This is a genomic window from Pseudomonas xanthosomatis, from assembly GCF_019139835.1.
GTDB lineage: Bacteria > Pseudomonadota > Gammaproteobacteria > Pseudomonadales > Pseudomonadaceae > Aquipseudomonas > Aquipseudomonas fakonensis.
This window is the reverse complement of the sequence record NZ_CP077075.1, coordinates 1772855-1797281: the sequence shown is the minus strand read 5'-3', so window position 1 is coordinate 1797281 and position 24427 is coordinate 1772855. Positions and strand designations below refer to the sequence as shown.

Here is a 24427-nt window from a genome sequence, read left to right as displayed (position 1 = left end):
AACTACCAGAAATTACTGCGTGATCAGTGCACGTCCTTCCAGTATTCGCGCTTGAGCAAGTAGGCGAACACGAAGAAGAAAGCCAGGTACAGCAACACGTAAGTACCGATGCGCTGGCTTTCCAGTTTGACCGGGTTGGCCGAATAGGCCAGGAAGGTCACCAGGTTCTTGACCTTCTCGTCGAACTGCTCGGTGGTCAGGGTACCGGATTTCTCCTCCACGGTCAGCTGGTCGCACGCTTCATGGGTCAGCGGGCTGCCGGTCAGCGGGTCGTATTGCTTCTTGCCGTCGACCACAGTCTGGATCTGCTTGCAACCGATCACCTGGTTGCCCTGCAGGCCCGCCAGCACGTTAGGCATGCCAACGTTGGGGAAGACCTTGTTGTTCACCCCCCAAGGGCGCGACTTGTCCTCGTAGAAGCTGCGCAGGTAGCTGTACAGCCAGTCGTTGCCACGCACCCGGGCGACCAAGGTGAGGTCGGGCGGCGCTGCGCCGAACCAGGTCTTGGCATCGTTGGGCTGCATGCCGATCTGCATGTGGTCGCCGATCTTGGCACCGGTGAACACCAGGTTTTCCAACATCAGCTCGTGGGGGATGCCCAGGTCGTCGGCAACCCGCTCATAACGCTGGAACTTGGCGCTGTGGCAACCCATGCAATAGTTGGCGAAGGTGCGCGCCCCGTCCTGCATGGCGGCCTTGTCAGTCAGGTCGATGTCGACCTTGTCCAGCTCCAGACCATGTTCGGCAGCGAAGCAAAGGCCAGGCATCAGTGCCAGCAAAAATACTGCAATCAACTTTTTCATCAGCCAGTCACCCTTTCCGGAACCGGTTTGGTCTTCTCGAGCCTTGTGTAGAACGGCATCAGCAGGAAGTAGGCGAAGTACAGCACCGTGCACACCTGCGACAGCAAGGTACGCCCCGGGGTTGGCGCCAGCACGCCCAACACGCCGAGGATGACGAAGGCCACGCAGAACACCAGCAGCCAGACTTTGCTCAGCCAGCCCTTGTAGCGCATGGAGCGCACTGGACTGCGGTCGAGCCAGGGCAGCACGAACAGCACGGCGATTGCCGCACCCATGGCGATCACGCCGAACAGCTTGTCGGGCACTGCACGCAGGATTGCGTAGAAGGGCGTGAAGTACCACACCGGGGCAATGTGCTCAGGGGTCTTGAAGGCGTTGGCCTGCTCGAAGTTCGGTTTTTCCAGGAAGTAACCGCCCATTTCCGGGAAGAAGAACACCACGGCGCAGAACACGAAGAGGAACACCACCACCCCGACAATGTCTTTGACGGTGTAGTACGGGTGGAACGGAATGCCGTCCAGCGGGATGCCGTTCTCGTCCTTTTTCTTCTTGATGTCGACGCCATCGGGGTTGTTCGACCCCACTTCGTGCAGCGCCAGGATGTGCAACACCACCAGGCCGAGAATCACGATCGGCAGGGCCACCACATGCAGGGCGAAGAAGCGGTTCAGGGTGATGCCGGAGATCAGGTAGTCACCGCGGATCCACTGCGTCAGGTCGCCGCCGATCACCGGGATGGCGCCGAACAGCGAGATGATCACCTGGGCGCCCCAGTACGACATCTGGCCCCACGGCAGCAGGTAACCCATGAATGCTTCGGCCATCAGCGCCAGGTAGATCAGCATGCCGAACAGCCACACCAGCTCGCGGGGCTTCTGGTACGAGCCGTACAGCAGGCCGCGGAACATGTGCAGGTAGACCACGATGAAGAACGCCGAAGCGCCGGTGGAGTGCAGGTAGCGCAAAATCCAGCCGTACTCGACATCGCGCATGATGTACTCGACCGAGGCGAAGGCCTCTTCTGCCGAGGGGGTGAAGCTCATGGTCAGCCACACGCCGGTAACGATCTGGTTGACCAGTACCAGCAGTGCCAGCGAGCCGAAGAAGTACAGGAAGTTGAAGTTCTTGGGCGCGTAATACTTGCTCAGATGGTCTTCCCACATTTTTGTGGCGGGGAAGCGCGCATCGATCCAATCCATGAACTTGCTCATCATGCCTTCTCCTGATCGACGCCGATGACGATGACTTCGTCGGTCTCGTACGAGTGCGGGGGCACTGGCAGGTTGAGAGGCGCTGGCTGGGATTTGTAGACGCGCCCGGCCAGGTCGTAGTGCGAACCGTGGCAGGGGCAGAAGTAACCGCCGACCCACTTCGGCCCAAGGTCTGCCGGGGCGACTTCAGGGCGGAAGGTTGGCGAGCACCCAAGGTGCGTGCACAGGCCGACCAGGATGAGGATCTCGGGCTTGATCGAGCGCACCTCGGGGTCGACGTAGGTGGGCTGCACCGACGCCTTGGACTGCGGGTCGGACAGGTCACCCTCGATCTTCTTCAGGTTGGCCAGAATCTCCTGCGTTCGCCGGACGATGAACACCGGCTGCCCCCGCCACTCGGCAACCATCTGCTGCCCAGGCTCGACCTTGGCGATATTGACCTTCACCGGTGCACCGGCAGCCTTCGCCTTGGCACTGGGAAACCATGACCCCACGAACGGTACCGCTGCCCCCACTGCCCCCGCCGCCCCGACCACGGATGTCGCGGCTACGAGGAAGCGGCGCCGGCCTGCGTTGACGCCGTCATTGCTCATTCAGTCCTCTCCCATCAGCTTGCTTGGCCTGTTAAAACAGGCATCTACTTAGGTATATCGGTGGCACCCAAATTTGCTCGCAATGGTAAGAAACATACCCACACAGTGACAAGGTGATTACCCGCCCGGCGGGCCACAACCTGCGCATTGCTTGATCTGCGTCTATGCGACAAACGGCCACGGATAGCTGACAAGGTTAGTTCAAGACATAAAAAAAGCCCGGTTCGAAGAACCGGGCTTTTCGGACTGCCGAAGCGGTATTAACGCTTGGAGTACTGAGGACGCTTACGTGCTTTACGCAGGCCCACTTTCTTACGCTCAACTTCACGAGCGTCGCGGGTGACGTAGCCGGCACGACGCAGGGCGCCACGCAGGGTTTCGTCGTATTCCATCAGGGCGCGGGTGATGCCGTGGCGGATTGCACCGGCCTGACCGCTGACACCACCACCGGAAACGGTGACGTAGATGTCGAACTTGGCAACGGTCTCGGTCAGTTCCAGCGGCTGGCGAACAACCATGCGAGCGGTTTCGCGGCCGAAGAACACGTCCAGAGAACGGTTGTTGATGGAAATGTTACCGGTGCCCGGACGCAGGAAGACGCGAGCGGTTGCGGTCTTGCGACGGCCAGTGCCGTAGTTTTGAGTCGCCGACATAATGAACTATCCCGTTAGATCTTCAGTTCTTGAGGCTGCTGAGCAGTGTGTGGGTGAGCTGCACCCGCGTACACTTTCAGCTTGCGGTACATGTCGCGACCCAGCGGGTTCTTCGGCAGCATGCCTTTGACCGCGGTTTCGATGACACGCTCAGGGGCCTTGGCGATCAACTTCTCGAAGTTGATTTCCTTGATGCCGCCCGGGAAGCCGGAGTGGGAGTAGTACATCTTGTCGGAAGACTTGGCGCCAGTTACACGAATTTGCTCGGCGTTGATTACGACGATGTAGTCGCCGGTGTCAACGTGAGGGGTGTATTCTGGTTTGTGCTTGCCACGCAGGCGGCTAGCGATTTCGGTAGCCAGACGACCCAGGGTCTGGCCAGCGGCGTCGACTACGAACCACTCGCGCTTTACTGTTTCCGGTTTAGCAGTAAAAGTTTTCATTCTCTAAAGCCTCAGAGGCCGCCCAGCGAAAAATAGACGGCGAATCTTACTGGATAGTGCACGGATTGCCAAGGGCAAACGCGCAGCCGAACGCTGACGCTTTTGGGGGCTCGGGTCGGGCACGCCAATGTTCGACAAAGGTTCTTGCATCGTGGTGGTGCATCACTTCCGCCACGCGAAGAGCTGCAGAATTATCCAGATTGCACAGAAAATTTCAACCTGCTTTTATGGGCATCTTTGCCAAGGAGCGTCTTCCCGATGGAATACCGCAAGCTCGGTCGTACCGACCTCGACGTCAGCGCCCTGTGCCTGGGCACCATGACCTGGGGTGAGCAGAACACCCAGGACGAGGCTTTCGAGCAGATCAAACTGGCCAAGGCCAGCGGCATCAACTTCATCGACACCGCCGAAATGTACCCGGTGCCGCCCCGCCCCGAGACCTACGCCGCCACCGAGCGCATCATCGGCAACTGGTTCCGCGAGCACGGCGACCGTGACGACTGGGTGCTGGCCAGCAAGGTCGCCGGCCCCGGCAACGGCATCAGCCACATCCGCGACGGCCAGCTCAGGCACAACCGCCAGCACATCGTCGCGGCGCTGGACGAGAGCCTCAAGCGCCTGCACACCGACCGCATTGACCTCTACCAGCTGCACTGGCCCGAGCGCAGCACCAACTTCTTCGGCAAGCTGGGCTACCAGCACCTGCCCCACGACCTGTTCACCCCGCTGGAAGAAACCCTGGAGGTGCTGGACGAGCAAGTGCGCGCCGGCAAGATCCGCCACATCGGCCTGTCCAACGAAACCCCGTGGGGCACCATGAAGTTCCTGCACCTGGCCGAAAGCCGAGGCTGGCCACGGGCGGTGTCGATCCAGAACCCCTACAACCTGCTCAACCGCAGCTTCGAGGTGGGCCTGGCCGAGGTGGCGATCCGCGAGCAATGCGGCCTGCTGGCCTACTCGCCATTGGCCTTCGGCATGCTCTCGGGCAAGTACGAAAACGGCGCCCGCCCAGAAAAAGGCCGCCTGACCCTGTTCAGCCGCTTCGCCCGCTACTCCAACCCGCAGACCGTGGCCGCCTGCAGCCGCTACGTGCAACTGGCCCAGGCCCACGGCCTGGACCCGGCGCAGATGGCCCTGGCCTTCGTCACCCGCCAGCCGTTCGTGACCAGCAACATCATTGGCGCCACCTCAGTGGAGCAACTGCAGAGCAACATCGACAGCCAGGCCCTTGTGCTGAGCGATGAGCTGCTGGCAGCGATCGAGGCCATTCACCAGGAGCAGCCGAATCCGGCGCCTTGAGCCTGGATCTGTATCGCGCCCTTCGCGGGCAAGCCCGCTCCCACAGGATTTCACTGCCCTCAGGGCCCGTGCAGAACCTGTGGGAGCGGGCTTGCCCGCGAATCAGGCGGCTCGATTCATCGGGCTAGACACAATCGCCAAAAAATAAGACGATCCAGCCGGTGATTGACCACTCTACCCTATAAGAACAATGACAATGATGTTTACCCAACCCCCCGCGTCGCTGCGGCGCGTCAGCATCCTGGCCATTGATAAAGTGTTCGCTTCGACACTGATGCAGGCCAAGGACTTCTTCCACCTGGCCAGCCTGCGCTACAGCAAGCAGCTGGGCCTGGGCCTGCAACCGATGTTCGAAATCGGCCTGGTGAGCCCGGACGGCCTGCCCGTGGACAGTTTCAGCAACGTGCAGCTGCCGGTCGACGGCGGCCTGGACGACGCCGACGTGATCATCCTCCCGGCGTTCTGGGACGACTTCGACAACCTGTTGCAACGCTACCCGCAAGTGCTGCCCTGGCTGCGCGCGCAACATGCCCGTGGCGCGGTGCTGTGCGCCGAGGCCAGCGGGGTGTTCTGGCTGGCCGAGTCCGGCCTGCTGGACGGCAAGGAGGCGACCACCTACTGGCGATTCTTTGGCAGTTTCGAGGAGCGCTTCCCCAAAGTGCGGCTGAACCAGGACAAGCACCTGACCGACGCCGACAACCTGTACTGCGCAGGCGGCACTACATCGGCCTGCGACCTGTACATCTACCTGATCGAGCGCTTCTGCGGTGCCAACGTGGCCCGCGCCGTGGCCCGCGACATTCTCTACGAGGTGCAGCGCAGCTATACCCCGGGGCGCATGGGCTTCGGCGGGCAGAAGCTGCACCAGGACCTGATCATCCTGCAGATCCAGCACTGGCTCGAAGAGCACTTCGCCGACAAGTTCCGTTTCGAGGACGTGGCCCGCAACCACGGCATGAGCATTCGCAACTTCATGCGCCGTTTCCAGAGCGCCACCGGCGACAAGCCGCTGCACTACCTGCAGCGGCTGCGCATCGAGACGGCCAAGGGCCTGCTGTCGAGCACGCGCAAGAGCATCAAGACCATCAGTTACGAGGTGGGCTACGACGATGCGAGCTTCTTTGCGCGGTTGTTCCGCCAGCACACGGGGCTTTCGCCGAACCAGTATCGGCAGCAGTTCATGCAGGAAGCCTGAAACGCATCGCGGGGCAAGCCCGCTCCCACGGAAGGCCGTGGGAGCGGGCTTGCCCCGCGATGTTTGCGGCCCTGGCTTACGGCTTGTGCGCGCGCGACAGGAACTCGTGGGACTGCATTTCCAGCAAGCGGCTCAGCGTACGCTGGAACTCGAAGCTCAGGCGCCCACCGGTATAGAGGTCCTTCAACTCGACCTCGGCCGAGATGATCAGCTTGACGTTGCGGTCGTAAAACTCGTCCACCATGTTGATGAAACGGCGGGCGATGTCATCGGTGGTCACGCCCATCTGCTCGACGTTGCTCAGCAGCACGGCATGGAAGATCTTGCCCAGCTCGATGTAGTCGTTCTGGCTGCGCGGCCCGTCGCACAGGGCACGGAAGTCGAACCAGGCAACATCGTCGCAGGTACGCAGGGCGTTGATCGGGCGGTTCTCGATCATCAGCACGTCGTTCTCGACCGCCTGGGTGCACTCCGGGGTCAGCGCCTTGAAGCTGGCACGCATGCTCTGGTGGGCGGCGTCGTTGAGCGGGAAGTGGAACAGTTCGGCCTGCTCCAGGTGACGCAGGCGGTAGTCCACGCCACTGTCGACGTTCACCACGTCGGTGTACTGCTTGATCATGGCGATGGCCGGCAGGAAGCGCGCGCGTTGCAGGCCGTCCTTGTACAGGCCGTCCGGCACGATGTTGGAGGTGGCCACCAGCGACACGCCGTTCTTGAACAGCTCTTCCATCAGGGTGCCGAGGATCATCGCGTCGGTGATGTCCGAGACGAAGAACTCGTCGAAGCAGATCACCTTGGCCTCTTCGCTGAAGCGCTTGGCAATGATGGTCAGCGGGTTCTTCTCGCCCTTGAGGGTTTTCATTTCTTCGTGCACACGCTTCATGAAGCGGTGGAAGTGCGTGCGCATCTTCTGCTTGAACGGCAGCGCTTCATAGAAAGTGTCGACCAGGTAGGTCTTGCCTCGCCCTACCCCGCCCCAGAAGTACAGGCCCTTGACCGGGGTCTGCTCCTTCTTGCCGAACAGCTTGCCGAACATACCCGGCTTGTTGTTCTGCGCGTGTACCAGGTCGTCGTACAGGCGCTGCAGGTGACGCACCGCAGTTTCCTGCGCCGCGTCATGGAAGAAGTCGGGACGTTTCAGATCTGCTTGATAGCGTTCTAAGGGAGTCATGATTCGTTAGCGAGGCAACAAAAAACGGGCCGTCACTGTAGCGACCGGCCCGCTTGATGGCAATGATACATGCGACTAATGCGCGCAGGATTTACCCCGTGGGAGCGGGCTTGCCCCGCGATCGGCGTTGGGTCAGGGAGCGATATTGCTCTTCCGGACGCCATCGCGGGGCAAGCCCGCTCCCACGGAAAATTACTCCTGAGCCGGCTGCAGCGCTTCGCGCAGGCTCTGCACCGCGGCGTCACGCGCATCGCTGTTGGCGAACTGCGGCCCCTCGGCCACCTGCTCGCCAGCCAGCCATAGGCTGAAGCCCAGCCCTTCGATGCGTACATCTGCCTCACCGCCCTGCTGCAGCTGCTTGCTCACCGCACCTGCGCTCTTGCCATCGGCGAAGCTGCGCGACAGCAGCAATTGCTCGCCATCGGCGGCCAGCAGGCGGAAGCGGAAGCTGCCGTCCTCGTCACGGAAGCTGACAAAGCGCGCGCTCTTGGCGGCCTTTTTCTTCACTTCGGTGCCAGCCTGCACGCTGCTGCGGAACGAACGCAGGCCAACGGCCTCGCGCAGTTGCTCGAGGAACGGGGTGGCGGTCTTGCGGGCCTTGGCGGCGCCGGCCAGCAGGATGTCTTCGAGGTCCGAGGGGCGCGAAATCAGCTGATGGTAGTGCTCGCGCTTTTCTGCCAGTTGGCCGTCCAGCAGCTGGAACAGGCGCTGCTTGGCCTCGCCCCAGCCCAGGCCCTGCAGCAGCTCATCGCGAAATTCCGCGCACTGCGCCGGCGTAGAGAACGCCTGGAACAGGGTGAACAGGTGCGAGTTGTCCGGGTCCTTCGCCTCGCCCGGCGCGCGGGAGTCGGTGACGATGCGCGAAATCGCGTCTTTCATCTCTTTGGCGCTGGTGAACAGCGGGATGGTGTTGTCGTAGCTCTTGGACATCTTGCGACCGTCCAGGCCAGGCAAGGTGGCCACGCTCTCCTCGATCACCGCCTCCGGCAAGGCGAAGAAGTCCTGGCCCTGGCCGAACAGGTGGTTGAAGCGCTGGCCGATGTCGCGGGCCATTTCCACGTGCTGGATCTGGTCACGGCCCACCGGCACCTTGTTGGCGTTGAACATCAGGATGTCCGCAGCCATCAGCACCGGGTAGCTGAACAGGCCCATGGTCACGCCGGCGTCCGGGTCTTCACCGGCCTCGACGTTCTTGTCCACCGAAGCCTTGTAGGCGTGGGCACGGTTGAGCAGGCCCTTGGCCGCGACACAGGTCAGCAGCCAGGTCAGCTCGGGGATTTCGGGGATATCGGACTGGCGGTAGAAGGTCACCTTGGCCGGGTCCAGGCCGCCGGCCAGCCAGGTGGCGGCGATTTCCAGGCGCGAGCGCTGGATACGCAGCGGGTCGTCGCACTTGATCAGGGCGTGGTAGTCGGCCAGGAAGTAGAACGAGTCGACGCCCGGCTGCTGGCTGGCGAGGATTGCCGGGCGAATGGCACCGGCGTAGTTGCCCAGGTGCGGGGTGCCGGTGGTGGTGATACCGGTAAGGATGCGCGTGGTCATGGTGTTCGCTTATTCAGGCTTGGCTCAGTTCGAAAGGCGCGGCAGCAGCAGATCCTTCAGATCGGTCAGCTTGCCATGGAAGAAGTGTCCGCATTCTGCCACTTTCAGCAGCTCATGGGGGCGCGGCAGGGCCTCGGACCAGTCGTAGACCAGTTGCGGCTCGACCACTTCGTCGCTGTCTGGCTGCACCAGGGTGATCGGGCAGCGCTGTGGCAGCGGGAAGTCCGCCGTCAGGCGCATCACGGCCGGGGCGATCATGAACAGGTGCTGCAGGGTTGCCCCGGCAGCTTCCAGGCGGCCAGCCAGGCTGGTGGCGACAAAGCCGCCGAACGAGAAGCCCATCAGCACCAACGGCAGCTCAGGGTGCTGTTCGCGCAGCCAGGCGGCCACAGCCTCGGCATCGGCCACTTCGCCCGCGCCCATGTCGTGGCTGCCGGCGCTCTGGCCGACGCCGCGGTAGTTGAAGCGCAGGGTCACGTAGCCCGCGTCACGGGCCGTGCGCTGCAGGGTCGAAACCACCTTGTTGAGCATGGTGCCGCCCTGGACCGGGTTGGGGTGGCAGATCAGCACCGCGCCGCGGGCATCGGCCACGTCCAGGTACAAGGCTTCCAGCGGGCCGCTCGGGCCATCGATGAACAAGGGGGTTTCGCGGATAAGCAAGGCACTACTCCGTGACCTCGGGGAGGGTCGACACGTCTAGCTGAGGAATTCTGTTCTGATTTGCGATCGCTCGCGGTATACAGCGCAGGTCTGAGCCGTTAACGTAAAGCAAAGCCGTTTATAGAGGAAGGACTCGTGGAACACTCGCTCCTTGTTTGGTTGCTGCCGACCCTGGCCCTGGTCATCGGTGTCGTTGCAGGTTTCGCGCTGGCCCGCCTGCTGCCCAATGCGGCGCCCAGCAATACACAGCGCCAGCTGGATGACATCCAGCAGCGTTTCGACACTTATCAGAACGAGGTGGTCACCCACTTCAACAGCACCGCGTCGCTGGTGCGCAAGCTGACCCAGAGCTACCAGGACGTCCAGGACCACCTGGCCGATGGCGCCAACCGCCTGGCCCTGGACGAACTGACCCGCCAGCGCCTGCTGGCCGCGCTGCACTCCGAAGCCAGCCAAGGCCCGCGCGACCGCCTGACGCCGCCGAAGGACACCGCCGAAGTGCCACGCGACTACGCGCCGAAAACCCCGAACTCACCGGGCATGCTCGACGAGAGCTACGGGCTCAAGCGTTGATTCGACCGACATGAAAAAGGCCGCGCAAGCGGCCTTTTTTGTGCCCCGTCGCCGGCAATGGCCTGCGCTCCCCTGCAGGAGATCACCCAGCCCTTCGGGCTGCGCTGTCGCGCAGAGAACTGGGCACGAACCCGCCGCGGCCCTTGTGGGAGCGGGCTTGCCCGCGAACACCGGCGAAGCCGGTGCCAGACACCGCGTCGCCTGCTTCGCGGTGGTTCGGCACCCCGACAAGCCCGCTCCCACAGGTCCTCGCTAAATCAATGATTTATGTGCAGTTCTATGAGAGCCGGTTTGCCGACGATAGGGCCCGAACAGTTCAACTCACCTGCAACGCCTGTCGCACATCCGCCAGCAGTTCTTCGATATCCTCCAGCCCCATCGACAACCGCACCAACACTTCCGAAATGCCATGCTCAGCGCGCTCCTGCGGCATATAGCTGGAATGGGTCATGCCCGCCGGGCACTCATCGCCGCGCAGATGATCGTCCCGCCCGGAAAGCACATTTGCCACTTCTGCAGATGATATTTGACAAAAAACAGCCTACTTAGGTTGCTGCGTCCATCTTCGTTCTACGCTCTGCAAGCTAAAACTCACCTGACCCCGATGCATGTGAGCGCATCCGCGATAATCCTACAAATGTTCGGGAGTGCCCCTACATCACTGAGGCCCGCCTTCTGACACACCAAAAAACTCTAGCCAGGCAAAATAGCCAAGCACACAGAGCACCACTTCGTAATTCGCGAGTTCAAAACCGGATCAATTGCTGATGCGATAATGCTGAACAGTTCGAACATCAGCATACTAGATGCCTGGAACCAAGCGTTTGATCAGACCAAAGCAAACCTTGACACTTCACCATTGGCCCAATTCATCGAGTTTTCTGGAGGTTGGTTCACGCCGTTCCGAGCCGTTGCACATTGGCTGCCGGACAAAGGGCATCCAGCCAAGTAAGTATCAACAACATCACACCACCCACATCCATTCAAATCGATTCAAACTTCCAATTTATTCAACTCTGGCTTTCGAGGTGACGCATGAGCCTGTCAAAATCGGCGTATAAAATACTCACCATCACATTCAACATGGCCGCCACCGCAATATTATTCGCAGGCTCGAACGGCACACCTGAGAACCCTTACGACCCGCATGACACTTCAGGAATACCTGCCCTATACATCTACATTACCCTCTTATTTATATTCACTGTATTTTCAGCACTTTCCATGGTGTGCGCCACCCTGATCAACAGGCTACTCAACGACAGGCCACCCAAGACACTAATATTTATTTTTGAGCTTCTGCCGTCTCTTACGACAGCAGCGTTGGGCACGCTCATCGCTCTTGCCTACTCAAACAGCGCACTGCCTATGTACATGGCTGCGCTCACTTACATGCTATCGTTTATTTCGTCACTGGCGGCTACCGGTTTATTTCGCAAAATACATAGAAGCGCACCTGACAAATAACATGCGCGGCTGCAAACTCAGCATCATATCCTTAGGTTCTCGGACGCCACACAGTCGATATCGGACCGCTTCAAACTTTCTGAGAGGCACTCAAAAACCTACGGCCCCAGTTTATCTCAACTAATACTCTTCAAAGAGGAACTGGATAATCCATCGATAAACAGCAGCGCCTGACTGACGTCTGCCAGCAGGTCTTCGATATCCTCCAACCCTACCGACAACCGCACCAAGCCTTCCGAAATACCATGCTCGGCGCGCTCCTGCGGCGTGTAGCTGGAATGGGTCATGCTCGCCGGGTGCTGGGCCAGCGACTCGGCATCCCCCAGGCTCACGGCGCGGGCAAACAACCCCAGGGCGTTCATGAAACGTCGCCCGGCCTCGATGCCACCTTTGAGCTCAAACGCGATCATGCCACCCGGCAAGCGCATCTGCCGCATCGCCAGGCCATGCTGCGCGAAGCTCGCCAGGCCCGGGTAGCGAATCAGCTCCACCTGCGGCTGACGCGCCAGGTACTCGGCCATTTGCTGGGCATTGGCGCAGTGGCGGTCCATGCGCAGGGCCAGGGTTTTGATGCCGCGCATCAGCAGCGACGCATCATGGGGCGAGAGCACCGCGCCGGTCATGTCCTTGAGCCCCTCAAGGCGAATGCGATCCACCAGCGCCTTGCGCCCCACCACCAGCCCGGCGGTGATATCGCCATGGCCCGACAGGTACTTGGTGGCCGAATGCACCACCAGGTCGGCGCCCAGCTCCAGCGGCCGCTGCAGGTAAGGGGTGCAGTAGGTGTTGTCGACCACGATGCTCAGGTCATGGCCATGGGCGACCTCGGCCACGGCGGCGATATCCACCAGTTGCATGTTGGGGTTGGCCGGGGTTTCGAAGTAGATCATTCGGGTTTTTGCGGTGATCGCCGCCTTGAGTGCCGCGATGTCGTTAAGGTCGACGTGGCGGATCTTCACCCCGAACTCACCGATGCCATGGTGCAGGTAGGCGAACGTGCAGCCGTACAAGGTGCCGCCGACGATCAGCTCGTCGCCCGGGCGTAGCAGCGTCCACAGCGTGGAGGTGATCGCCCCCATGCCCGAGGCCAGCGCCAACCCCGCCTCGCCGCCCTCGAGCGACGCCATGCGCTGCTCCAGCAAGGCCAGGGTGGGGTTGGAGATGCGGCTATAGAAGTGCCCGGCCTCTTCGCCGGCAAAGCACGCAGCGCCGAATTCGACGGAGGGGAAAGCGTAGGTGGCGGTCTGGTACACCGGTGGCACCAGCGCGCCGCCGTGGCTTAGCGGATCGTAGCCGTGGTGAATGGCACGGGTAGCAAAACCTGTGTGACGGGAGTCGTCCATGGCAACAGCCTCTTGGGGTTTGTTATAAGCTTATGCCACCGGCTGCCTGCGATTTTTCCAATCTTGCCCAGCAATTGGCGGCAGTTCGGCAACAAAAACAACAAAAACCAACGCAGGAGGGCAAAGCATGCCTTCGACCCTTGACCGCACCGACCGCGCCCTGCTCGCCGCCCTGCAGGACAACGCCCGCCTGACCATTGCCGAGCTCGCCGACCAGGTCGCCCTGACCACTTCCCCCTGCTGGCGGCGGGTCAAGCTGCTGGAAGAAAACGGCTACATCACCGGCTACCAGGCCACCCTTTCGCCCAAGGCGCTGGGGTTTGGCATTACTGCGTTCGTCAGCATCATGATGGAGTCGCACACCAAGGACATGGCCCTGGCCTTCGAGCAGCGGCTGATGCAAATCCCCGAAATCGTCGCCTGCCACAACATCTCCGGGCGTTATGACTTCCTGCTGGAGATTCTGGCGCGGGATCTTGAGTCGTTTGGTGAGTTCACCCGCGAAGTGTTGCAGCGCTTGCCGGGGGTGAAGGAGATCTATTCGAGTTTTTCTTACAAGGCGGTGAAGGAGCGGCGGGTGATACCGGTGTCGGAGAATCATATTTAAGACAAATTCCGAGCGATAAAAACGCCCGCAGCCCTTGCTGGCTCCCGCAGGCCTAGCCAAATGCCTCTTTGACCAGGCTGTCGAACATACTATAGGCCGACAGCGCTTCAAGACGATGATCCTCGTCGCTAGCGTCCAGAGGCGTGACCAGCAAAGTTTCGATCTCAATGACATTGCTAGTGGCGTCATGCTGATAATGCAGCACCACCGAAAGGCCGTAATTGTCGCCACACAGGCTGTAGCAGACATTCATGTATTCGGGTCTGAGCAGTGCCAAACCCTGGAACTGGCTATGGATGGCCAAGGCACAGACCCTGGCCTGGCATGCCGCGGCAAAGGCCGACTTGGGGAGTTTTTCAGCATAGGCTGCGTCACCGATCACATGCACATGCGGTACGAGCAGAGATTCCAGGGTCTGGGTGTTGACCGGGCACCAGCCATGCTCGGCGGCCAAGCCGTTGTGCCGGGAAAAGTCATCAGCCTGCTGCGGCGGAATAATATTGATGACTTGACCGCTGATTGCCCCTACCGCTGTCAGTAACTGGCCCTTAGCTTCGTCGAAACCTTGCACGGCCCCCCCTTGCAGGGCACCGATCCACTGAATGTGGGCCTTTTCGCTGCCGTAACCATAGAAACGCGTCCAAGCCTGCTCGAATTGCGCCTGCTTGGCGAACCGCTGTTTGGCATCCAGGATAATCACTCGCGAATCAGGCTTGTTAGCCTTGAGATAATCGGCAATCAGGCTGGCACGTTCATACGGCCCGGGCGGGCAGCGGTAGTCGTCCTCAGGAACAGAGATCAGCACATTACCGCCGTTGGGCATGGCCTCCAACTGCTGCCGTAGCAGCCGCAGTTGCTCGCCGCCACCCCACGCATGGGGCACGCGGCTGGCTACCGCCTCGCTATAACCGGCAATGCTGTCGTACTTGTAGCCAATACCTGTCGCCACCACACAGCGGTCATAGCCAAGCACTGAACCATCGGCTAGCCGGACCTTTTTGCGCTTGGCATCTATCGAGTGCGCCTTGTGATGAATCACCTCGATACCTTCTGCGCGTAACTGCTCGTAACCAAAGACCAAGGTCTCTTCGGCCCGCTTGCCCACCAAGTACTCGGCCCCCAGCGGGCAACAGTGATACTGCTGGCAGGGCTCGATTACAGTGATCTTTACGTTGGCATCCAGGCGCCTGAGAGTACGAGCGAAAGTCGCGCCTGCAAAACCACCGCCGATCACCAACACGGCATAAAAGCGGGTCGCCATGGGCACCATTGGCCTGGCCAACGTCTGGAACGACGCAGCTCCGATACCGGTGGCCAGCCACTTGAGCAGCAGCCTCCGTTTTGGGTTTATCGACATGGAGTGTCCTTGCGATCCGGGCCCAGTGATCCGCTGGGCAAGCGGCTGTAATAGAGGGCGAACTGCCTGAGCGTCTGATCGTCATACTCTTGCATTATCCGATTCATGATCGTGCCTTTGAGGGTACCGTCGCGATAAGCCATCAAGGTCTTGTACAGATAAGCCTCGGGCTGGCCAGCCAGAGAAGGAATCACCCCCGGCGAGCGCTGCCCTTCGAACCCGTGACAATTGATACAACCGTTGGTCAACATAAAGGGCTCATCTTGATTACCGCCTTGTACAGAGGAAACCGCAAACACCAGACCGACCATTAGCGACCCAATAAACACGCGCATAGCCCGAACTCTCTTTTTGCCTTGGGTTGGCCGTAGAAACCGCAACGACCAAATTCGCCAGTCGATTACTCGGTGAGTACGGTGCTCATGTACACCTTTGTATGACGCAAATACTCTTTGGGAATGTGGTAACCGCCGTAGGCTTTCACATGGCCGTCGATGTAATTGCTCATGGCCTCGCGGGAGGCAAATATCTTCTTGGCCCGCTCGAAAGTGGCCGAGTCACGGTAGATCATCAGGTGGATTAACGGCTCACCCAATTCGGTAGGAATCAGGTTTATTACATTTACTCCCTCCTTCGACTTGCCAGCGTAAGTTTGCATGTACGCAGCCTGCGAGCTAACGAAGGTATTGAGGAACGCCTCCTCCTGCCCCTTTGGCGGCAAAAAAATGATGGTCATGGCCTTGCTTACGGAAGTCGCTGCCGGGGCCAATGCTTTCGTGGCCTGCGTCTGAGCCCATGCATGGCTGCCAAAGAACCACAGAAGGCCGGCCAGGCCAATACTCGCTGTAAAGTTACTCATCGCTATCACCGTTATTGTTGTTCCCTGCCGACCAAGAACGTCCGGCAAATAGGCCAGAATGGCGCAATGGTGGTTTTCTTATTTGTGCAAGACGACTGAAATCATTCGACCGTCAGAGTCCACCGTCGGGTTGGCGGTATCCCTGGGAGCAACCTGCACCGAACTGATTTCCACCCGCCGATAGTGTTCGAACATCACACGTTGATACTCCAACGGCAGCACGGGCCGTATACAAAAAAGGGCCAGGCGTCCGCCATCACCGAGCAGCGACTGCGCGGCGAACTTGAGAAACCTGAGATTTTCATCGTCGACGGCCTCCATGTCATCGGCGAACGGATCAAAGAAGATCGCCGAGTAACGCTGAGCCCTGGTGTCAAGCTGCTGCCAATAGCCGGGGTGCAACTGAATGTTTACACGCCCGGTCTTCCAGCGTTCGGCCTGCTCCAACACATGTGGGTGAGGCTCGACAATTGTATGAGAAGCCGGCCCGAACTCTTGCAGGATGCTGGCCGAGATGCCCATGCCGAAGCCGATTTCCAGCAAGTTGTCGTCAGGCGTGAGTTTGAGATCCTCTACCATCCTGCGGATCAGCGGCCTCTCCCATTCGTGCATGACGAACTCGTCGCCGATTCGCAGCGAATCGCCGTTGTAAATAGCTTCTGTCGCAAGATAGTCCGTACGTTGTGGGTCCATGAGCACTCCTTTTCTCTTTATTCAGGGTAAGTTGGCAGATCACGCCAAAAGCGTTGGGGCGTCATTTCACCAGTCTTAACTCGGGCTTACCGACGAACGCTTGTGCCGGGGTGACATTGGATTTTACCAACAGCGTTTGGAACCCGCTCTTGAACGGAACCCTGGCGAGGATTGCTACACTCAGTTCTTCGAGGTACAGCGAAAAGCAATGGAGCATCTGCAGGGGTTGATTGGCCAACACCGCGTAAGCGATTTCCAGCAGCAACTGATCGAGATAAATCACCAGCGTTCTTTCGCAATGCCGGCAGATAATCGCTTCCAATTCGATAGCAAACTCATGGTAGAGCGTGTTAAGGCTCTGGCTGCCACATCGACCTGCATAGGGATCGAACAGCCAATCCATCTTTCGGGCCCCATGAATCTGCTGCGGATCGTATAATGCCTGCTCGAAGACCAATGTCTGGATATCCAGACTGCTTGCCAGTGCCAACACCTGTGCATAGCACGTTGAACGGCCGGTCAATATTAGCAGGTCGCCATGTGCACGCTGTAATATCTGAAGGTGGTTATGCAATAAACCCTCGTCGAACTGCCGCGCACTACGCATTAGAATCACGTTCATCTTGTCAAACTCCTTAAGCCAGCTTCGCAGCTCGCAAGTGCATCGATGTGCCGCACACTAGTAGCGCCGACAATACAAGCGTCGACCTGACGATGATGGAAGGCGTAATGCAGCGCAGGCTTCAGAGGAATATCGCCACCCGCCAGGCAATGCACGGCATAAAGGCGAGAGCGGGCCTTGATCTGGGACAAGTAAGCGCAATAACTTGTGCATTGCATGTTCAGCAAGTTGACCGGCACTGCAGCTCCGCTGAATGATCGTTCTCTCAGCATTTGCAAGAAGCTGGGGCTGGGGTGGAACCCTAGAAGAATCCGCGAGGCCGCTGGAATGACAGCCTCCATCTGGCGCAGGATCGCGTCGAGCAAAACGTACTGCTGCTGCGCAAGCAGAATGTCCAGCCAGTCCCCACCCACGGTCACCAGGCCGGGCTGGCAGCAACGGATGATCTCGAGGTCTTCAGCTATCTGTTGCTTATCAGCTGCGAAGGTATACCCAGGGGCGGTGTAATAGTGCGCCGGGTTGGCCTGAACTTGACGGACACCGACGCCTTTCCCCGTAGCCTGCTCGGTCACCCGCATCAGAAACCGCGAATGATAGATATGCTTCGTTCGTGGGCCGCCAGCCAAAGCATTGCTGACTGCCTTGGCTGTGGGCCAGTCGCCGCTGGCCAGGCCCAAGCCTGAAGTGGCCAGGACGCTGCGAGCGATCAGCTCGACCTGTTGCGCCGAATAGGGGCTTGCATAACGCCTGAGAAAGCCACGATCGCCCAGGTACACAATCGGCTCATTCATGCAGAGATCCTTGCACCGGGCAAGCACCGATTGCCAACTCGCCGAGCTCAATGTCATGTTCCAGCCGGCAACGATGATCCACCAGCACCACTGTGTTGCCACTAAGTTCGACGTAATGACCCAACGCTTGCACACGCTCAGCCAGTTGCTCGGCGCAATACCTGCTGAACGGCTCATCCAGCAACAACAGATGATGGCAGTCCTCGGGCAGGTCGCTCAGCCAGGTATCCAGCCAGCTGATTGCACCGGGTTCACTGCCGAGCAGCGCAGGAGTATTGCTGTTCAGGTAGTAACAGATTGATGTCTTGGCCTGAGCCTCGGCCGCTTCTTCGGTGACCACCTCGGTGATGCCAGCCACGCCCTTGAGGTAGTCGCTTTTGCCGGAGCCGGAGGGCCCCGATAGCGAATAAAGCCGTCCCCGCTCCAGGCTCAGGGCACGATAGGCACGTTGAGCAACAAAGGGCCCGATGCTCAGGCTCTGCCCAGCTATCCTCACGGCCACCGAGCTTTTGGGGCGGGCAAAATGCTGTAGGCGCTCCAACGACACGGATTGCGACTTGAAGCCCGTGATGGCCAGAAACACATTGGCCAGGTCGGAACGCACCAGCAGCAGGGCCGTGACCGCGAGCACAAAAGCCCAGTCGCTCGTTCGGTAAAGGCTGCCCATAAGCACCACCAGCACAATCACCAGGTCGCTGAGCAACGAGCAAGTGGCCGCGGTGATGGTACGAGTGATCACACTGCGCATGCGAGTGGTGTAGAAAAGCCCAACCCCCTCGGCTATCGCACCACGCTGAGTATGCGCCAGCCAGTCTCCCAAACGTTCGAACCCCACACCCCCCACCTGGGAAATCGAATACGCTACATGGGCTGAGCGCAGCAGGGAGTCGAATCCTTTGACGCTCTCTACTCGGCTCCCATACAGTTCACTAACCGAAAGCCGATACAACACCGCCAGCAAGCCGCCGAACAACAGTGCCACAGCAACGCCGAAAAGGCCGAACCCCATCCACAAGGCCACGCCATTGCACAGCAAAAGTGCGATGATCCAGGCAATGTCGTGGGAATACCAGGCGATGCGCTCGAATGCCGTAGTGACATCGCGAGAAACCACCTGCATCGCGTCGGCCAGATCGGCGGCACGAATATCTTGCAGTCCATCGATGAACAAGTTGGTAAAGCGGCTGCGCAACAGATTCTCGATAAACAGCCCGGCAGCAACGCCAGCGACCACCCCAACCACCCCATACAACAGAACCTGCCAGGATGAAAAACCTGCCGCTGGCAGCGTCAGGTTAGCCGCGTAGCTCATCATCAGCGCCGGGACCAGCAACATCAGCACACCCCAGCAGCAATACCTGAACAGGTTACGCAGACCATAGCGACCGAGCGCGGGCTCAACGGCCCGCACCGTCGGAACCCTCCGTTCGCCAACTTGCGCCGAAGCCTCGCGCTGCACTATTGCGCTTGCGGCCACTGGGCTGAAACTGACCCAGGGCAGCCGCTCCAAAGCGTTTTTCACTGCCACCGCAGCTGCGCCGTCCAACGCCGATAAGTCGTGATCGATACTTAGCTTCCTTCCCTGGGTGCTGGCAAGGAAGACACCGCGCAGCAATTGCAAACGCAGGCGCTGCCCGGCAGAGAGGTTGCCCCCGTCCAACTCGATACGCAGTTGCAATACCTGCTGTGGGTTCCGCCCCAGTTCTGGCACCAGCCGGAAAGCACTCAGCAGCGCGTGCAGAACTTCGCGCTGGCTCTCCAACGGTCCGGGAATCAGTTCTACGAGGGCCGCAGGCCAGATCGGCCAGTCGGCATCAAACGCGATCACCCCGCCCTCCTGCGCGGAGGTAGCTGGTCGTAACAAAGGATACCTGGAGGAATTCAGATGCAAGCTACCGAGGGCCTCCAATGATCGACCGACGGCCTTGTAACTCACATAGGAACGGGGTAACGCTAACACCGCCGCCAGCAATGGAATGCTGAGCCAGAAAATCGCCCCGTCCCAGACCGTGGCTGATTCCGAGGTACCCAGCAGTCCTAGCATGACAAAGGGAACCAAACGACCGAAACCGATGATGTAGCTGTCGGCGCCGCGTAGCAGCGTATCCAGATTGCGCAACGAGCCTTCGTTCGCCAGCGTCCGCTCGATGCTCTGTAAGGCGGCCCGGTCAGCGAACTGCTTGAGCCACGGCCCTTTGCGCAACCATGCCGAACACTGTTCGATACGCTGAGCAGTCAGGTTCATGATCAGTTGGTAGTTGCGGTCCGAAAGCCTGGAGAGCAGATAGGAGAGCGGCAGGAACACCCCGATCACCGCTATCGCCCAGAACCCGGCCGCGCCGTACACCAGCAGCGCCAGCAGAGTTGCAAACATAAGGAAAAGCGGTATGACCAGCAGGTTAACGCTAGCTCCGAAACCATCGAGAACGACGTTGAAATCCCGCGAAACCAACCGTTCCAGCGCCGACAGCTCTACCCCAGGCTGCATCCTGCGCGCCAAGAGGTGCTCGAACTCGCAGCAGAGTTTCAAGGACATGTGGCGTTCAAGATTGAGCTCGGCCACCACCAGCAAAAAACCACTGAGCGCGAGGAGCGCCAACGGTACGATTTCTGCCAGCAATGCATCGGGATTGCCTTGCAGGGTGCTCAGCTTGTAGATGAACACTAGCGGCACACTGTATTGCAACAAGGACACCAGTGCATAAGCGCCAACCGCCCAAGGCGCAAAGCTGAGGGCCAGGCTGAAAAAACCATTAGCGAAGGCTCGCCCTTCGCTCCGAGCAACCCTCCGGTAACGTAATGCTGGGGTAAAGCAGTACATCCACTTCACGACAACGCCTCCTCGGAGTACACCCGACCAGGCTCCATGGTCTGTACACGCCTCAGGCAGTCTCGGATTTTCTGCAGATCGTAATAGTGAGGAGGGATCTCGCGGCATGCGCAGTAAAGGGCCACCCATTCGTCCAGATTCCCCGAAAACGCCGGGGCCGCCCCCAAAAAGCGGCTCAAGGACATGATGTCGAACCACACGCTGCGCTGCAGGGAGTGCGTCTCCAGGTCGAGAATGCGCACGCTATCCCGGTTAACGACCAGATGCTCCGGTTTACAGTCGCCGACGCTGATAGCCTGAAGCTCGAACGGCGGGAAGCGGCAACGGGACGACCGGCAAGGGTCAGGAAAGTCAGGGGTATTGCGGCGCCCCGTGACACGCTGGATATTCGCCAGGGCTGTGGTATGCATCGCTGCGTAGGCCGCAATGACCCCAGGCAGGTCGGCCGGAACCGGCAAACGGCCCTGGATAGACTCAAGTACCAATACCTGATGTTGCGGGTCCAGATAACGCATGCCTGCGATCGGCCCCGAGCGGAACAGCAAGTAACCGTTGACTTCGGCGGCATAAGCCGCCTCGTAGAAGTAACGCTTGATCACTACCTGTTCACCGGAGACCACGCACAAGCCCGCACAGACCAGTGACTTCACCGACTGGCCAAGTACCGTCAGAACCTGATAACGCTCGGCTAACAGCTCGGCGAGAGCCTGCCGCTGCAGCTCTATCTGAGCTGCGCCGAGATGTTCAAGATGCACATGTTCAAAGGTCCTTTGCCCGCTCATGGCGCAGTCACCAGCGATAATTCATAACTACGCAAGGCGCGCTCATAGTCCACTTGCTCGTTGTAATATTCGAGCCAGAAGGCCAACGGGCTGTCATAGCGATCGCAGACATACCATTGCGAGGCAGATAGGTTGAGCAGCTCCCATATCTGCAACTCGCCCAGAAGCAACTGGCAGAAATCGTCATGGTCGACGCGAATGCCGTAGGGATACCGCTTGATGGCCCCCGCGCCTTCGGCCGGCACCTCGACGAACTCGACCCTGGACACGTCCAGCAGCCATTGTTGGCAGAGACCGTCGTCCTGGGTCAGTTGCAGCACCATTCGGCACGGACCAACCGGGCGCCCCAAGTAGTTGCACTGAGTCATCAGCACTTGGCCATAGCGGGTAATCAGCCAGGTCCTGGCCATTTCATCGAGATGGGCCTTGATCCACTGATTATCGAGCGAAACCGTCCGGCGTCGCCCGTTCGCCGGACGGAGCTCTGCCTGTTCCTGCGAAGCACAAATCCAGTCCGCCGGTTCGCCAGGCCGTGCCAGCATCACATCGAAGCTTTCGCCGGGTGCCAGGGAATGCACTGCCCGCAATAACGACAGCTCGCTGCAGATCTGCGCCAGTTCGAGGTTCGACCAAGGGTGATGCATCTTGCCAAGAGGATCGCGATAACCATTGCCTGCGAGGATCAGGGTCGGCACCCGATCAAGTCGGCGCATCGGCTTGTGTACGATTTCGTCCACCAAACGCAAGCCGGACACCCGGGCGTAGCGCGGGTCGGGAACCGGCAGCAGGTTGTCGAGACCGATCGGCCCTTGCGCCCCACTGCCCTGAAAATTGTTGGTCATCACCATGACTTGGGGCCAAACAACAGCTCCTCTATTCACGTCGGCAAAGTAGGCGTCGGCAATACGGGTATCGGACTGTATGAACACTGCCTCGCGGCCCTCATGCTCAACATGCAGCGACGCTACCCGGCTGTCCCAGAACAGTACCTCGGTGCGTGGCATGTAGAAGCGCAGGCTCAGCGACCCGATGAAGAATTCGGTCTGAGCATCGACCCGACGCACTTCGTAACCGCAGGTGCGGACAATCGCCTCGGCCGCGCCGGGAAACAGCTCCGGGACATAAATCACTCTGTGCTTGAGCAAATGCCCATGACCCGACGACAAGCGACACAAGGAAGCTGGGTGAAAATGCTGCAGGTGCTCAGTGGTCAATACAATGCCATCCACCGCCGGCATGCGCTGCAGATCGATGTCGCGCGTCGGGACTATCGCGAATTGCCGATCGGCATCGGAACCGAATCCAGGCCCCAGCACCGGGTCGATCAATATATGGCTATTGCCGGCCTGCAGCGACCAGCTTTCGTGGCCGATCATAGTCAGCTTCATGGGCACACCTCTAGGTTCCGCATGCTGCGCTCGATGATTTTCGCCAACAGCTCAGGGCTGCCGTTCTCGCCGTAGTAGCTGTAGAAGAACGGAATCAGGCCGTCGAAGATGCCGCCCTCGAACCAGGACTGGACCGAAACGCCCACGATGTCCCAGATCTGCAGATCCCCTTCGACCATGCCGATGAAATCCACCAGCGGTAAACACACACCAAAGGGATACCGCGCCACAAGCGATTCGAGCGAGTGGTGTGTCTCAGCCTCGAACTGGCCACTGATCAAATTCAACGCATAGCTGTCCTGACGCCCCAGGGCATGTGAGATAAAACTGAAAGCAATTCTTTTCGGCCCGAGCTTGTGCCCCTTGTAGTGAGACATCGCCACCACCTTGCGCCCGGTGATAAACAGCATCAGGCTTTTCGCCAAGCGCTGCAGTTCGGCTTGCGCGCGTCGCAGCAGCTCTTCATATGCCGCGGCATCTTGCACATCCGGGCGTACCGAAGTGACCACCTCGACCGCCTCGCGCGCCTCGATGAAATGTTCCAGTTCCTCGATCAGCAAGTTATGCTGCACCTTGTCCACCTGGACCCAGTCGATACCCACCTGCGACCCGGGATCAGAGGCCAGGGCAAAGGCTTCGCCAGGCAGCAGGCCGACAATATTGGTGTCGAGGCTTAGCCGATTGGCCAAACGACTCAATGTCGGCTGATCGGAAAACGGGAAAGCGGCAAAACCGCCCAAGCGCTTGATGAACCCGCCGCCGCAAAGAGCAATGTTCTCGGGCTGCACCGGAAAATCATCCATGTAGCTAGTCAGCACGGCGTTCAGCACACCGATCCCCAGCGGGCCAACCTTACGGTTACTGTCGCTGGCGTTCTTGCCCCAGTTCTCCAGGGACTGAAAGGCCCCCGGAGGCGATACCCTGGAATTGTTCGAGACGATCACCAGCTTGGGCGGTACCAATCGTCCTTCGACGATATCGGTCTTGAACACCTCGGACACCAATGCGTCCACGGCAATGAAGATGCCGCTGTTCGGCTGCTCGGCTTCCTCGATATGCACTTGCGTTACCCGGCTTTCCCAAAAGGCAGTCTTTGGGTCGGCCGGGTAGAAGCGCAGGTTCACGTCGCCAACGCGCATCGGCTCAGTGTCGTTGACTTGTGTAAGGGTGAACCCGAGGTCTCGGATGCATTGCTTGACCGGCTCTACAATGGTCGCCCCCACAACGAAACGGGCGGAGCGCGGCAACAGGTTCAGAGACTGGATATCGAAGTGATCGGAATGCTCGTGGCTGAGGAAAATCAGATCTACATCGGACAGTGCGGCAGCATCCACAGTACGCGGCGGATAGATCTCGATCCGGTATTCATCGACCAAACCGAAGTCTTCACATAACAGCGGGTCAATCAGGATTCTGGTGCTTCCATGTTCCACAAGCCACGTTTGATGGCCGATAAAAACTGCTCTCATGTCCACCTCCCTGGAATACAACTGAAACCTCACTGTCCGAAAAGGGAAAAAGCAAGAAATAACTTTCTTGCTTTTT

25 protein-coding genes and 1 pseudogene are annotated in these 24427 nt (G+C 59.6%); 6 read left to right on the top strand and 20 right to left on the bottom strand.

Annotation, left to right across the window (positions count from 1 at the left end):
* Positions 1-23: 23 nt before the first annotated feature.
* The 5 genes from KSS93_RS08015 to rplM all read right to left on the bottom strand — a co-directional run bounded on the left by KSS93_RS08015 (position 24) and on the right by rplM (position 3703).
* The gene (locus tag KSS93_RS08015) at positions 24-803 is read right to left on the bottom strand and encodes a cytochrome c1 (protein WP_217887833.1); all 780 of its coding nucleotides are present in this window, start codon (positions 801-803) and stop codon (positions 24-26) included.
* Positions 803-2014, bottom strand: coding sequence for a cytochrome b (locus KSS93_RS08010; protein WP_217843524.1), 1212 nt, complete (start codon positions 2012-2014; stop codon positions 803-805). The genes KSS93_RS08015 and KSS93_RS08010 overlap by 1 nt, the downstream gene beginning before the upstream one ends.
* A complete protein-coding gene (gene petA / locus KSS93_RS08005; protein WP_217841898.1) occupies positions 2014-2607 on the bottom strand; it encodes a ubiquinol-cytochrome c reductase iron-sulfur subunit in 594 nt (197 codons plus the stop codon). Before petA ends, KSS93_RS08010 begins: the two co-directional genes overlap by 1 nt.
* Before the next feature lie 260 nt (positions 2608-2867).
* The gene (gene rpsI, locus KSS93_RS08000; RefSeq protein ID WP_110736741.1) at positions 2868-3260 is read right to left on the bottom strand and encodes a 30S ribosomal protein S9; all 393 of its coding nucleotides are present in this window, start codon (positions 3258-3260) and stop codon (positions 2868-2870) included.
* Between the two features lie 14 nt (positions 3261-3274).
* Positions 3275-3703, bottom strand: coding sequence for a 50S ribosomal protein L13 (gene rplM / locus KSS93_RS07995; protein WP_008097538.1), 429 nt, complete (start codon positions 3701-3703; stop codon positions 3275-3277).
* Between the two features lie 258 nt (positions 3704-3961).
* On the opposite strand from rplM, the gene KSS93_RS07990 reads away from it, so the two are divergent.
* Together KSS93_RS07990 and KSS93_RS07985 are read left to right on the top strand one after the other, a co-directional pair.
* Positions 3962-5002, top strand: a complete 1041-nt coding sequence (locus KSS93_RS07990) for an NADP(H)-dependent aldo-keto reductase (protein WP_217887832.1) — start codon at positions 3962-3964, stop codon at positions 5000-5002.
* A gap of 298 nt (positions 5003-5300) precedes the next feature.
* Positions 5301-6197, top strand: a complete 897-nt coding sequence (locus KSS93_RS07985; protein ID WP_217888698.1) for a GlxA family transcriptional regulator — start codon at positions 5301-5303, stop codon at positions 6195-6197.
* 76 nt (positions 6198-6273) lie between these two features.
* On the opposite strand, the gene zapE is transcribed toward KSS93_RS07985, so the two are convergent.
* From zapE to KSS93_RS07970, 3 genes are all read right to left on the bottom strand, one after another.
* Positions 6274-7368, bottom strand: coding sequence for a cell division protein ZapE (gene zapE, locus KSS93_RS07980; protein ID WP_217841896.1), 1095 nt, complete (start codon positions 7366-7368; stop codon positions 6274-6276).
* 192 nt (positions 7369-7560) lie between these two features.
* The gene (locus tag KSS93_RS07975) at positions 7561-8910 is read right to left on the bottom strand and encodes a tryptophan--tRNA ligase (protein ID WP_217887831.1); all 1350 of its coding nucleotides are present in this window, start codon (positions 8908-8910) and stop codon (positions 7561-7563) included.
* A gap of 24 nt (positions 8911-8934) precedes the next feature.
* On the bottom strand, positions 8935-9570 hold the full coding sequence (locus KSS93_RS07970; protein ID WP_217887830.1) for an alpha/beta hydrolase: 636 nt from the start codon (positions 9568-9570) through the stop codon (positions 8935-8937).
* 135 nt (positions 9571-9705) lie between these two features.
* Between KSS93_RS07970 and KSS93_RS07965 the strand changes: the two genes are divergently transcribed.
* Positions 9706-10143 carry a Z-ring associated ZapG family protein gene (locus KSS93_RS07965; RefSeq protein WP_217841893.1) on the top strand — a complete coding sequence of 146 codons (438 nt, stop codon included), beginning with the start codon at positions 9706-9708 and terminating at the stop codon, positions 10141-10143.
* A gap of 316 nt (positions 10144-10459) precedes the next feature.
* On the opposite strand, the pseudogene KSS93_RS07960 reads toward KSS93_RS07965, so the two are convergent.
* Positions 10460-10603: pseudogene (locus KSS93_RS07960) on the bottom strand (PLP-dependent transferase); the annotation flags it as partial.
* Positions 10604-10849: 246 nt separating this feature from the next.
* Here KSS93_RS07960 and KSS93_RS26785 point away from each other — a divergent pair.
* Positions 10850-11095, top strand: a complete 246-nt coding sequence (locus tag KSS93_RS26785; RefSeq protein ID WP_217888697.1) for a lipid II-degrading bacteriocin — start codon at positions 10850-10852, stop codon at positions 11093-11095.
* An 83-nt stretch (positions 11096-11178) separates the two neighbouring features.
* Complete coding sequence (locus KSS93_RS07950) at positions 11179-11610, top strand: hypothetical protein (protein ID WP_217887828.1); 432 nt, start codon at positions 11179-11181, stop codon at positions 11608-11610.
* 116 nt (positions 11611-11726) lie between these two features.
* Here KSS93_RS07950 and KSS93_RS07945 read toward each other — a convergent pair whose 3' ends face one another.
* On the bottom strand, positions 11727-12953 hold the full coding sequence (locus tag KSS93_RS07945) for a methionine gamma-lyase (protein WP_217887827.1): 1227 nt from the start codon (positions 12951-12953) through the stop codon (positions 11727-11729).
* Positions 12954-13080: 127 nt separating this feature from the next.
* Here KSS93_RS07945 and KSS93_RS07940 point away from each other — a divergent pair, with 127 nt between their 5' ends.
* Entirely contained in the window at positions 13081-13560 is a 480-nt protein-coding gene (locus KSS93_RS07940) for an Lrp/AsnC family transcriptional regulator (RefSeq protein WP_217887826.1), read from the top strand.
* 52 nt (positions 13561-13612) lie between these two features.
* Here the strand turns inward: KSS93_RS07940 and KSS93_RS07935 are convergent, their stop codons facing one another.
* From KSS93_RS07935 to KSS93_RS07890, 10 genes are all read right to left on the bottom strand, one after another.
* Positions 13613-14917 carry an FAD-dependent oxidoreductase gene (locus KSS93_RS07935; protein WP_217887825.1) on the bottom strand — a complete coding sequence of 435 codons (1305 nt, stop codon included), beginning with the start codon at positions 14915-14917 and terminating at the stop codon, positions 13613-13615.
* Complete coding sequence (locus KSS93_RS07930; RefSeq protein WP_217887824.1) at positions 14908-15252, bottom strand: c-type cytochrome; 345 nt, start codon at positions 15250-15252, stop codon at positions 14908-14910. The genes KSS93_RS07935 and KSS93_RS07930 overlap by 10 nt, the downstream gene beginning before the upstream one ends.
* Before the next feature lie 65 nt (positions 15253-15317).
* Positions 15318-15776, bottom strand: coding sequence for a hypothetical protein (locus KSS93_RS07925; protein WP_217887823.1), 459 nt, complete (start codon positions 15774-15776; stop codon positions 15318-15320).
* Between the two features lie 78 nt (positions 15777-15854).
* Complete coding sequence (locus KSS93_RS07920) at positions 15855-16469, bottom strand: class I SAM-dependent methyltransferase (RefSeq protein ID WP_217887822.1); 615 nt, start codon at positions 16467-16469, stop codon at positions 15855-15857.
* A 61-nt stretch (positions 16470-16530) separates the two neighbouring features.
* Complete coding sequence (locus KSS93_RS07915) at positions 16531-17091, bottom strand: hypothetical protein (protein ID WP_217887821.1); 561 nt, start codon at positions 17089-17091, stop codon at positions 16531-16533.
* Positions 17088-17882 carry a hypothetical protein gene (locus KSS93_RS07910; RefSeq protein ID WP_217887820.1) on the bottom strand — a complete coding sequence of 265 codons (795 nt, stop codon included), beginning with the start codon at positions 17880-17882 and terminating at the stop codon, positions 17088-17090. The genes KSS93_RS07915 and KSS93_RS07910 overlap by 4 nt, the downstream gene beginning before the upstream one ends.
* Positions 17875-20712 (bottom strand): ABC transporter family protein, encoded by a 2838-nt coding sequence (locus KSS93_RS07905; RefSeq protein WP_217887819.1) that lies wholly within the window; start codon positions 20710-20712, stop codon positions 17875-17877. The genes KSS93_RS07910 and KSS93_RS07905 overlap by 8 nt, the downstream gene beginning before the upstream one ends.
* Complete coding sequence (locus KSS93_RS07900; protein ID WP_217887818.1) at positions 20709-21494, bottom strand: hypothetical protein; 786 nt, start codon at positions 21492-21494, stop codon at positions 20709-20711. Before KSS93_RS07900 ends, KSS93_RS07905 begins: the two co-directional genes overlap by 4 nt.
* Positions 21491-22882, bottom strand: a complete 1392-nt coding sequence (locus KSS93_RS07895) for an MBL fold metallo-hydrolase (protein WP_217887817.1) — start codon at positions 22880-22882, stop codon at positions 21491-21493. The genes KSS93_RS07900 and KSS93_RS07895 overlap by 4 nt, the downstream gene beginning before the upstream one ends.
* Positions 22879-24351 carry an MBL fold metallo-hydrolase gene (locus tag KSS93_RS07890; protein ID WP_217887816.1) on the bottom strand — a complete coding sequence of 491 codons (1473 nt, stop codon included), beginning with the start codon at positions 24349-24351 and terminating at the stop codon, positions 22879-22881. Before KSS93_RS07890 ends, KSS93_RS07895 begins: the two co-directional genes overlap by 4 nt.
* Between the last annotated feature and the right edge of the window lie 76 nt (positions 24352-24427).

Excerpts from the sequence above, each read along its gene's own strand:
- KSS93_RS08015 (WP_217887833.1), bottom strand. The coding sequence starts at position 803 with ATGAAAAAGTTGATTGCAGTATTTTTGCTGGCACTGATGCCTGGCCTT.
- KSS93_RS08010 (WP_217843524.1), bottom strand. The coding sequence starts at position 2,014 with ATGAGCAAGTTCATGGATTGGATCGATGCGCGCTTCCCCGCCACAAAA.
- petA (WP_217841898.1), bottom strand. The coding sequence starts at position 2,607 with ATGAGCAATGACGGCGTCAACGCAGGCCGGCGCCGCTTCCTCGTAGCC.
- rpsI (WP_110736741.1), bottom strand. The coding sequence starts at position 3,260 with ATGTCGGCGACTCAAAACTACGGCACTGGCCGTCGCAAGACCGCAACC.
- rplM (WP_008097538.1), bottom strand. The coding sequence starts at position 3,703 with ATGAAAACTTTTACTGCTAAACCGGAAACAGTAAAGCGCGAGTGGTTC.
- KSS93_RS07990 (WP_217887832.1), top strand. The coding sequence starts at position 3,962 with ATGGAATACCGCAAGCTCGGTCGTACCGACCTCGACGTCAGCGCCCTG.
- zapE (WP_217841896.1), bottom strand. The coding sequence starts at position 7,368 with ATGACTCCCTTAGAACGCTATCAAGCAGATCTGAAACGTCCCGACTTC.
- KSS93_RS07975 (WP_217887831.1), bottom strand. The coding sequence starts at position 8,910 with ATGACCACGCGCATCCTTACCGGTATCACCACCACCGGCACCCCGCAC.
- KSS93_RS07950 (WP_217887828.1), top strand. The coding sequence starts at position 11,179 with ATGAGCCTGTCAAAATCGGCGTATAAAATACTCACCATCACATTCAAC.
- KSS93_RS07945 (WP_217887827.1), bottom strand. The coding sequence starts at position 12,953 with ATGGACGACTCCCGTCACACAGGTTTTGCTACCCGTGCCATTCACCAC.
- KSS93_RS07940 (WP_217887826.1), top strand. The coding sequence starts at position 13,081 with ATGCCTTCGACCCTTGACCGCACCGACCGCGCCCTGCTCGCCGCCCTG.
- KSS93_RS07935 (WP_217887825.1), bottom strand. The coding sequence starts at position 14,917 with ATGTCGATAAACCCAAAACGGAGGCTGCTGCTCAAGTGGCTGGCCACC.
- KSS93_RS07930 (WP_217887824.1), bottom strand. The coding sequence starts at position 15,252 with ATGCGCGTGTTTATTGGGTCGCTAATGGTCGGTCTGGTGTTTGCGGTT.
- KSS93_RS07925 (WP_217887823.1), bottom strand. The coding sequence starts at position 15,776 with ATGAGTAACTTTACAGCGAGTATTGGCCTGGCCGGCCTTCTGTGGTTC.
- KSS93_RS07920 (WP_217887822.1), bottom strand. The coding sequence starts at position 16,469 with ATGGACCCACAACGTACGGACTATCTTGCGACAGAAGCTATTTACAAC.
- KSS93_RS07915 (WP_217887821.1), bottom strand. The coding sequence starts at position 17,091 with ATGAACGTGATTCTAATGCGTAGTGCGCGGCAGTTCGACGAGGGTTTA.
- KSS93_RS07910 (WP_217887820.1), bottom strand. The coding sequence starts at position 17,882 with ATGAATGAGCCGATTGTGTACCTGGGCGATCGTGGCTTTCTCAGGCGT.
- KSS93_RS07900 (WP_217887818.1), bottom strand. The coding sequence starts at position 21,494 with ATGAGCGGGCAAAGGACCTTTGAACATGTGCATCTTGAACATCTCGGC.
- KSS93_RS07895 (WP_217887817.1), bottom strand. The coding sequence starts at position 22,882 with ATGAAGCTGACTATGATCGGCCACGAAAGCTGGTCGCTGCAGGCCGGC.
- KSS93_RS07890 (WP_217887816.1), bottom strand. The coding sequence starts at position 24,351 with ATGAGAGCAGTTTTTATCGGCCATCAAACGTGGCTTGTGGAACATGGA.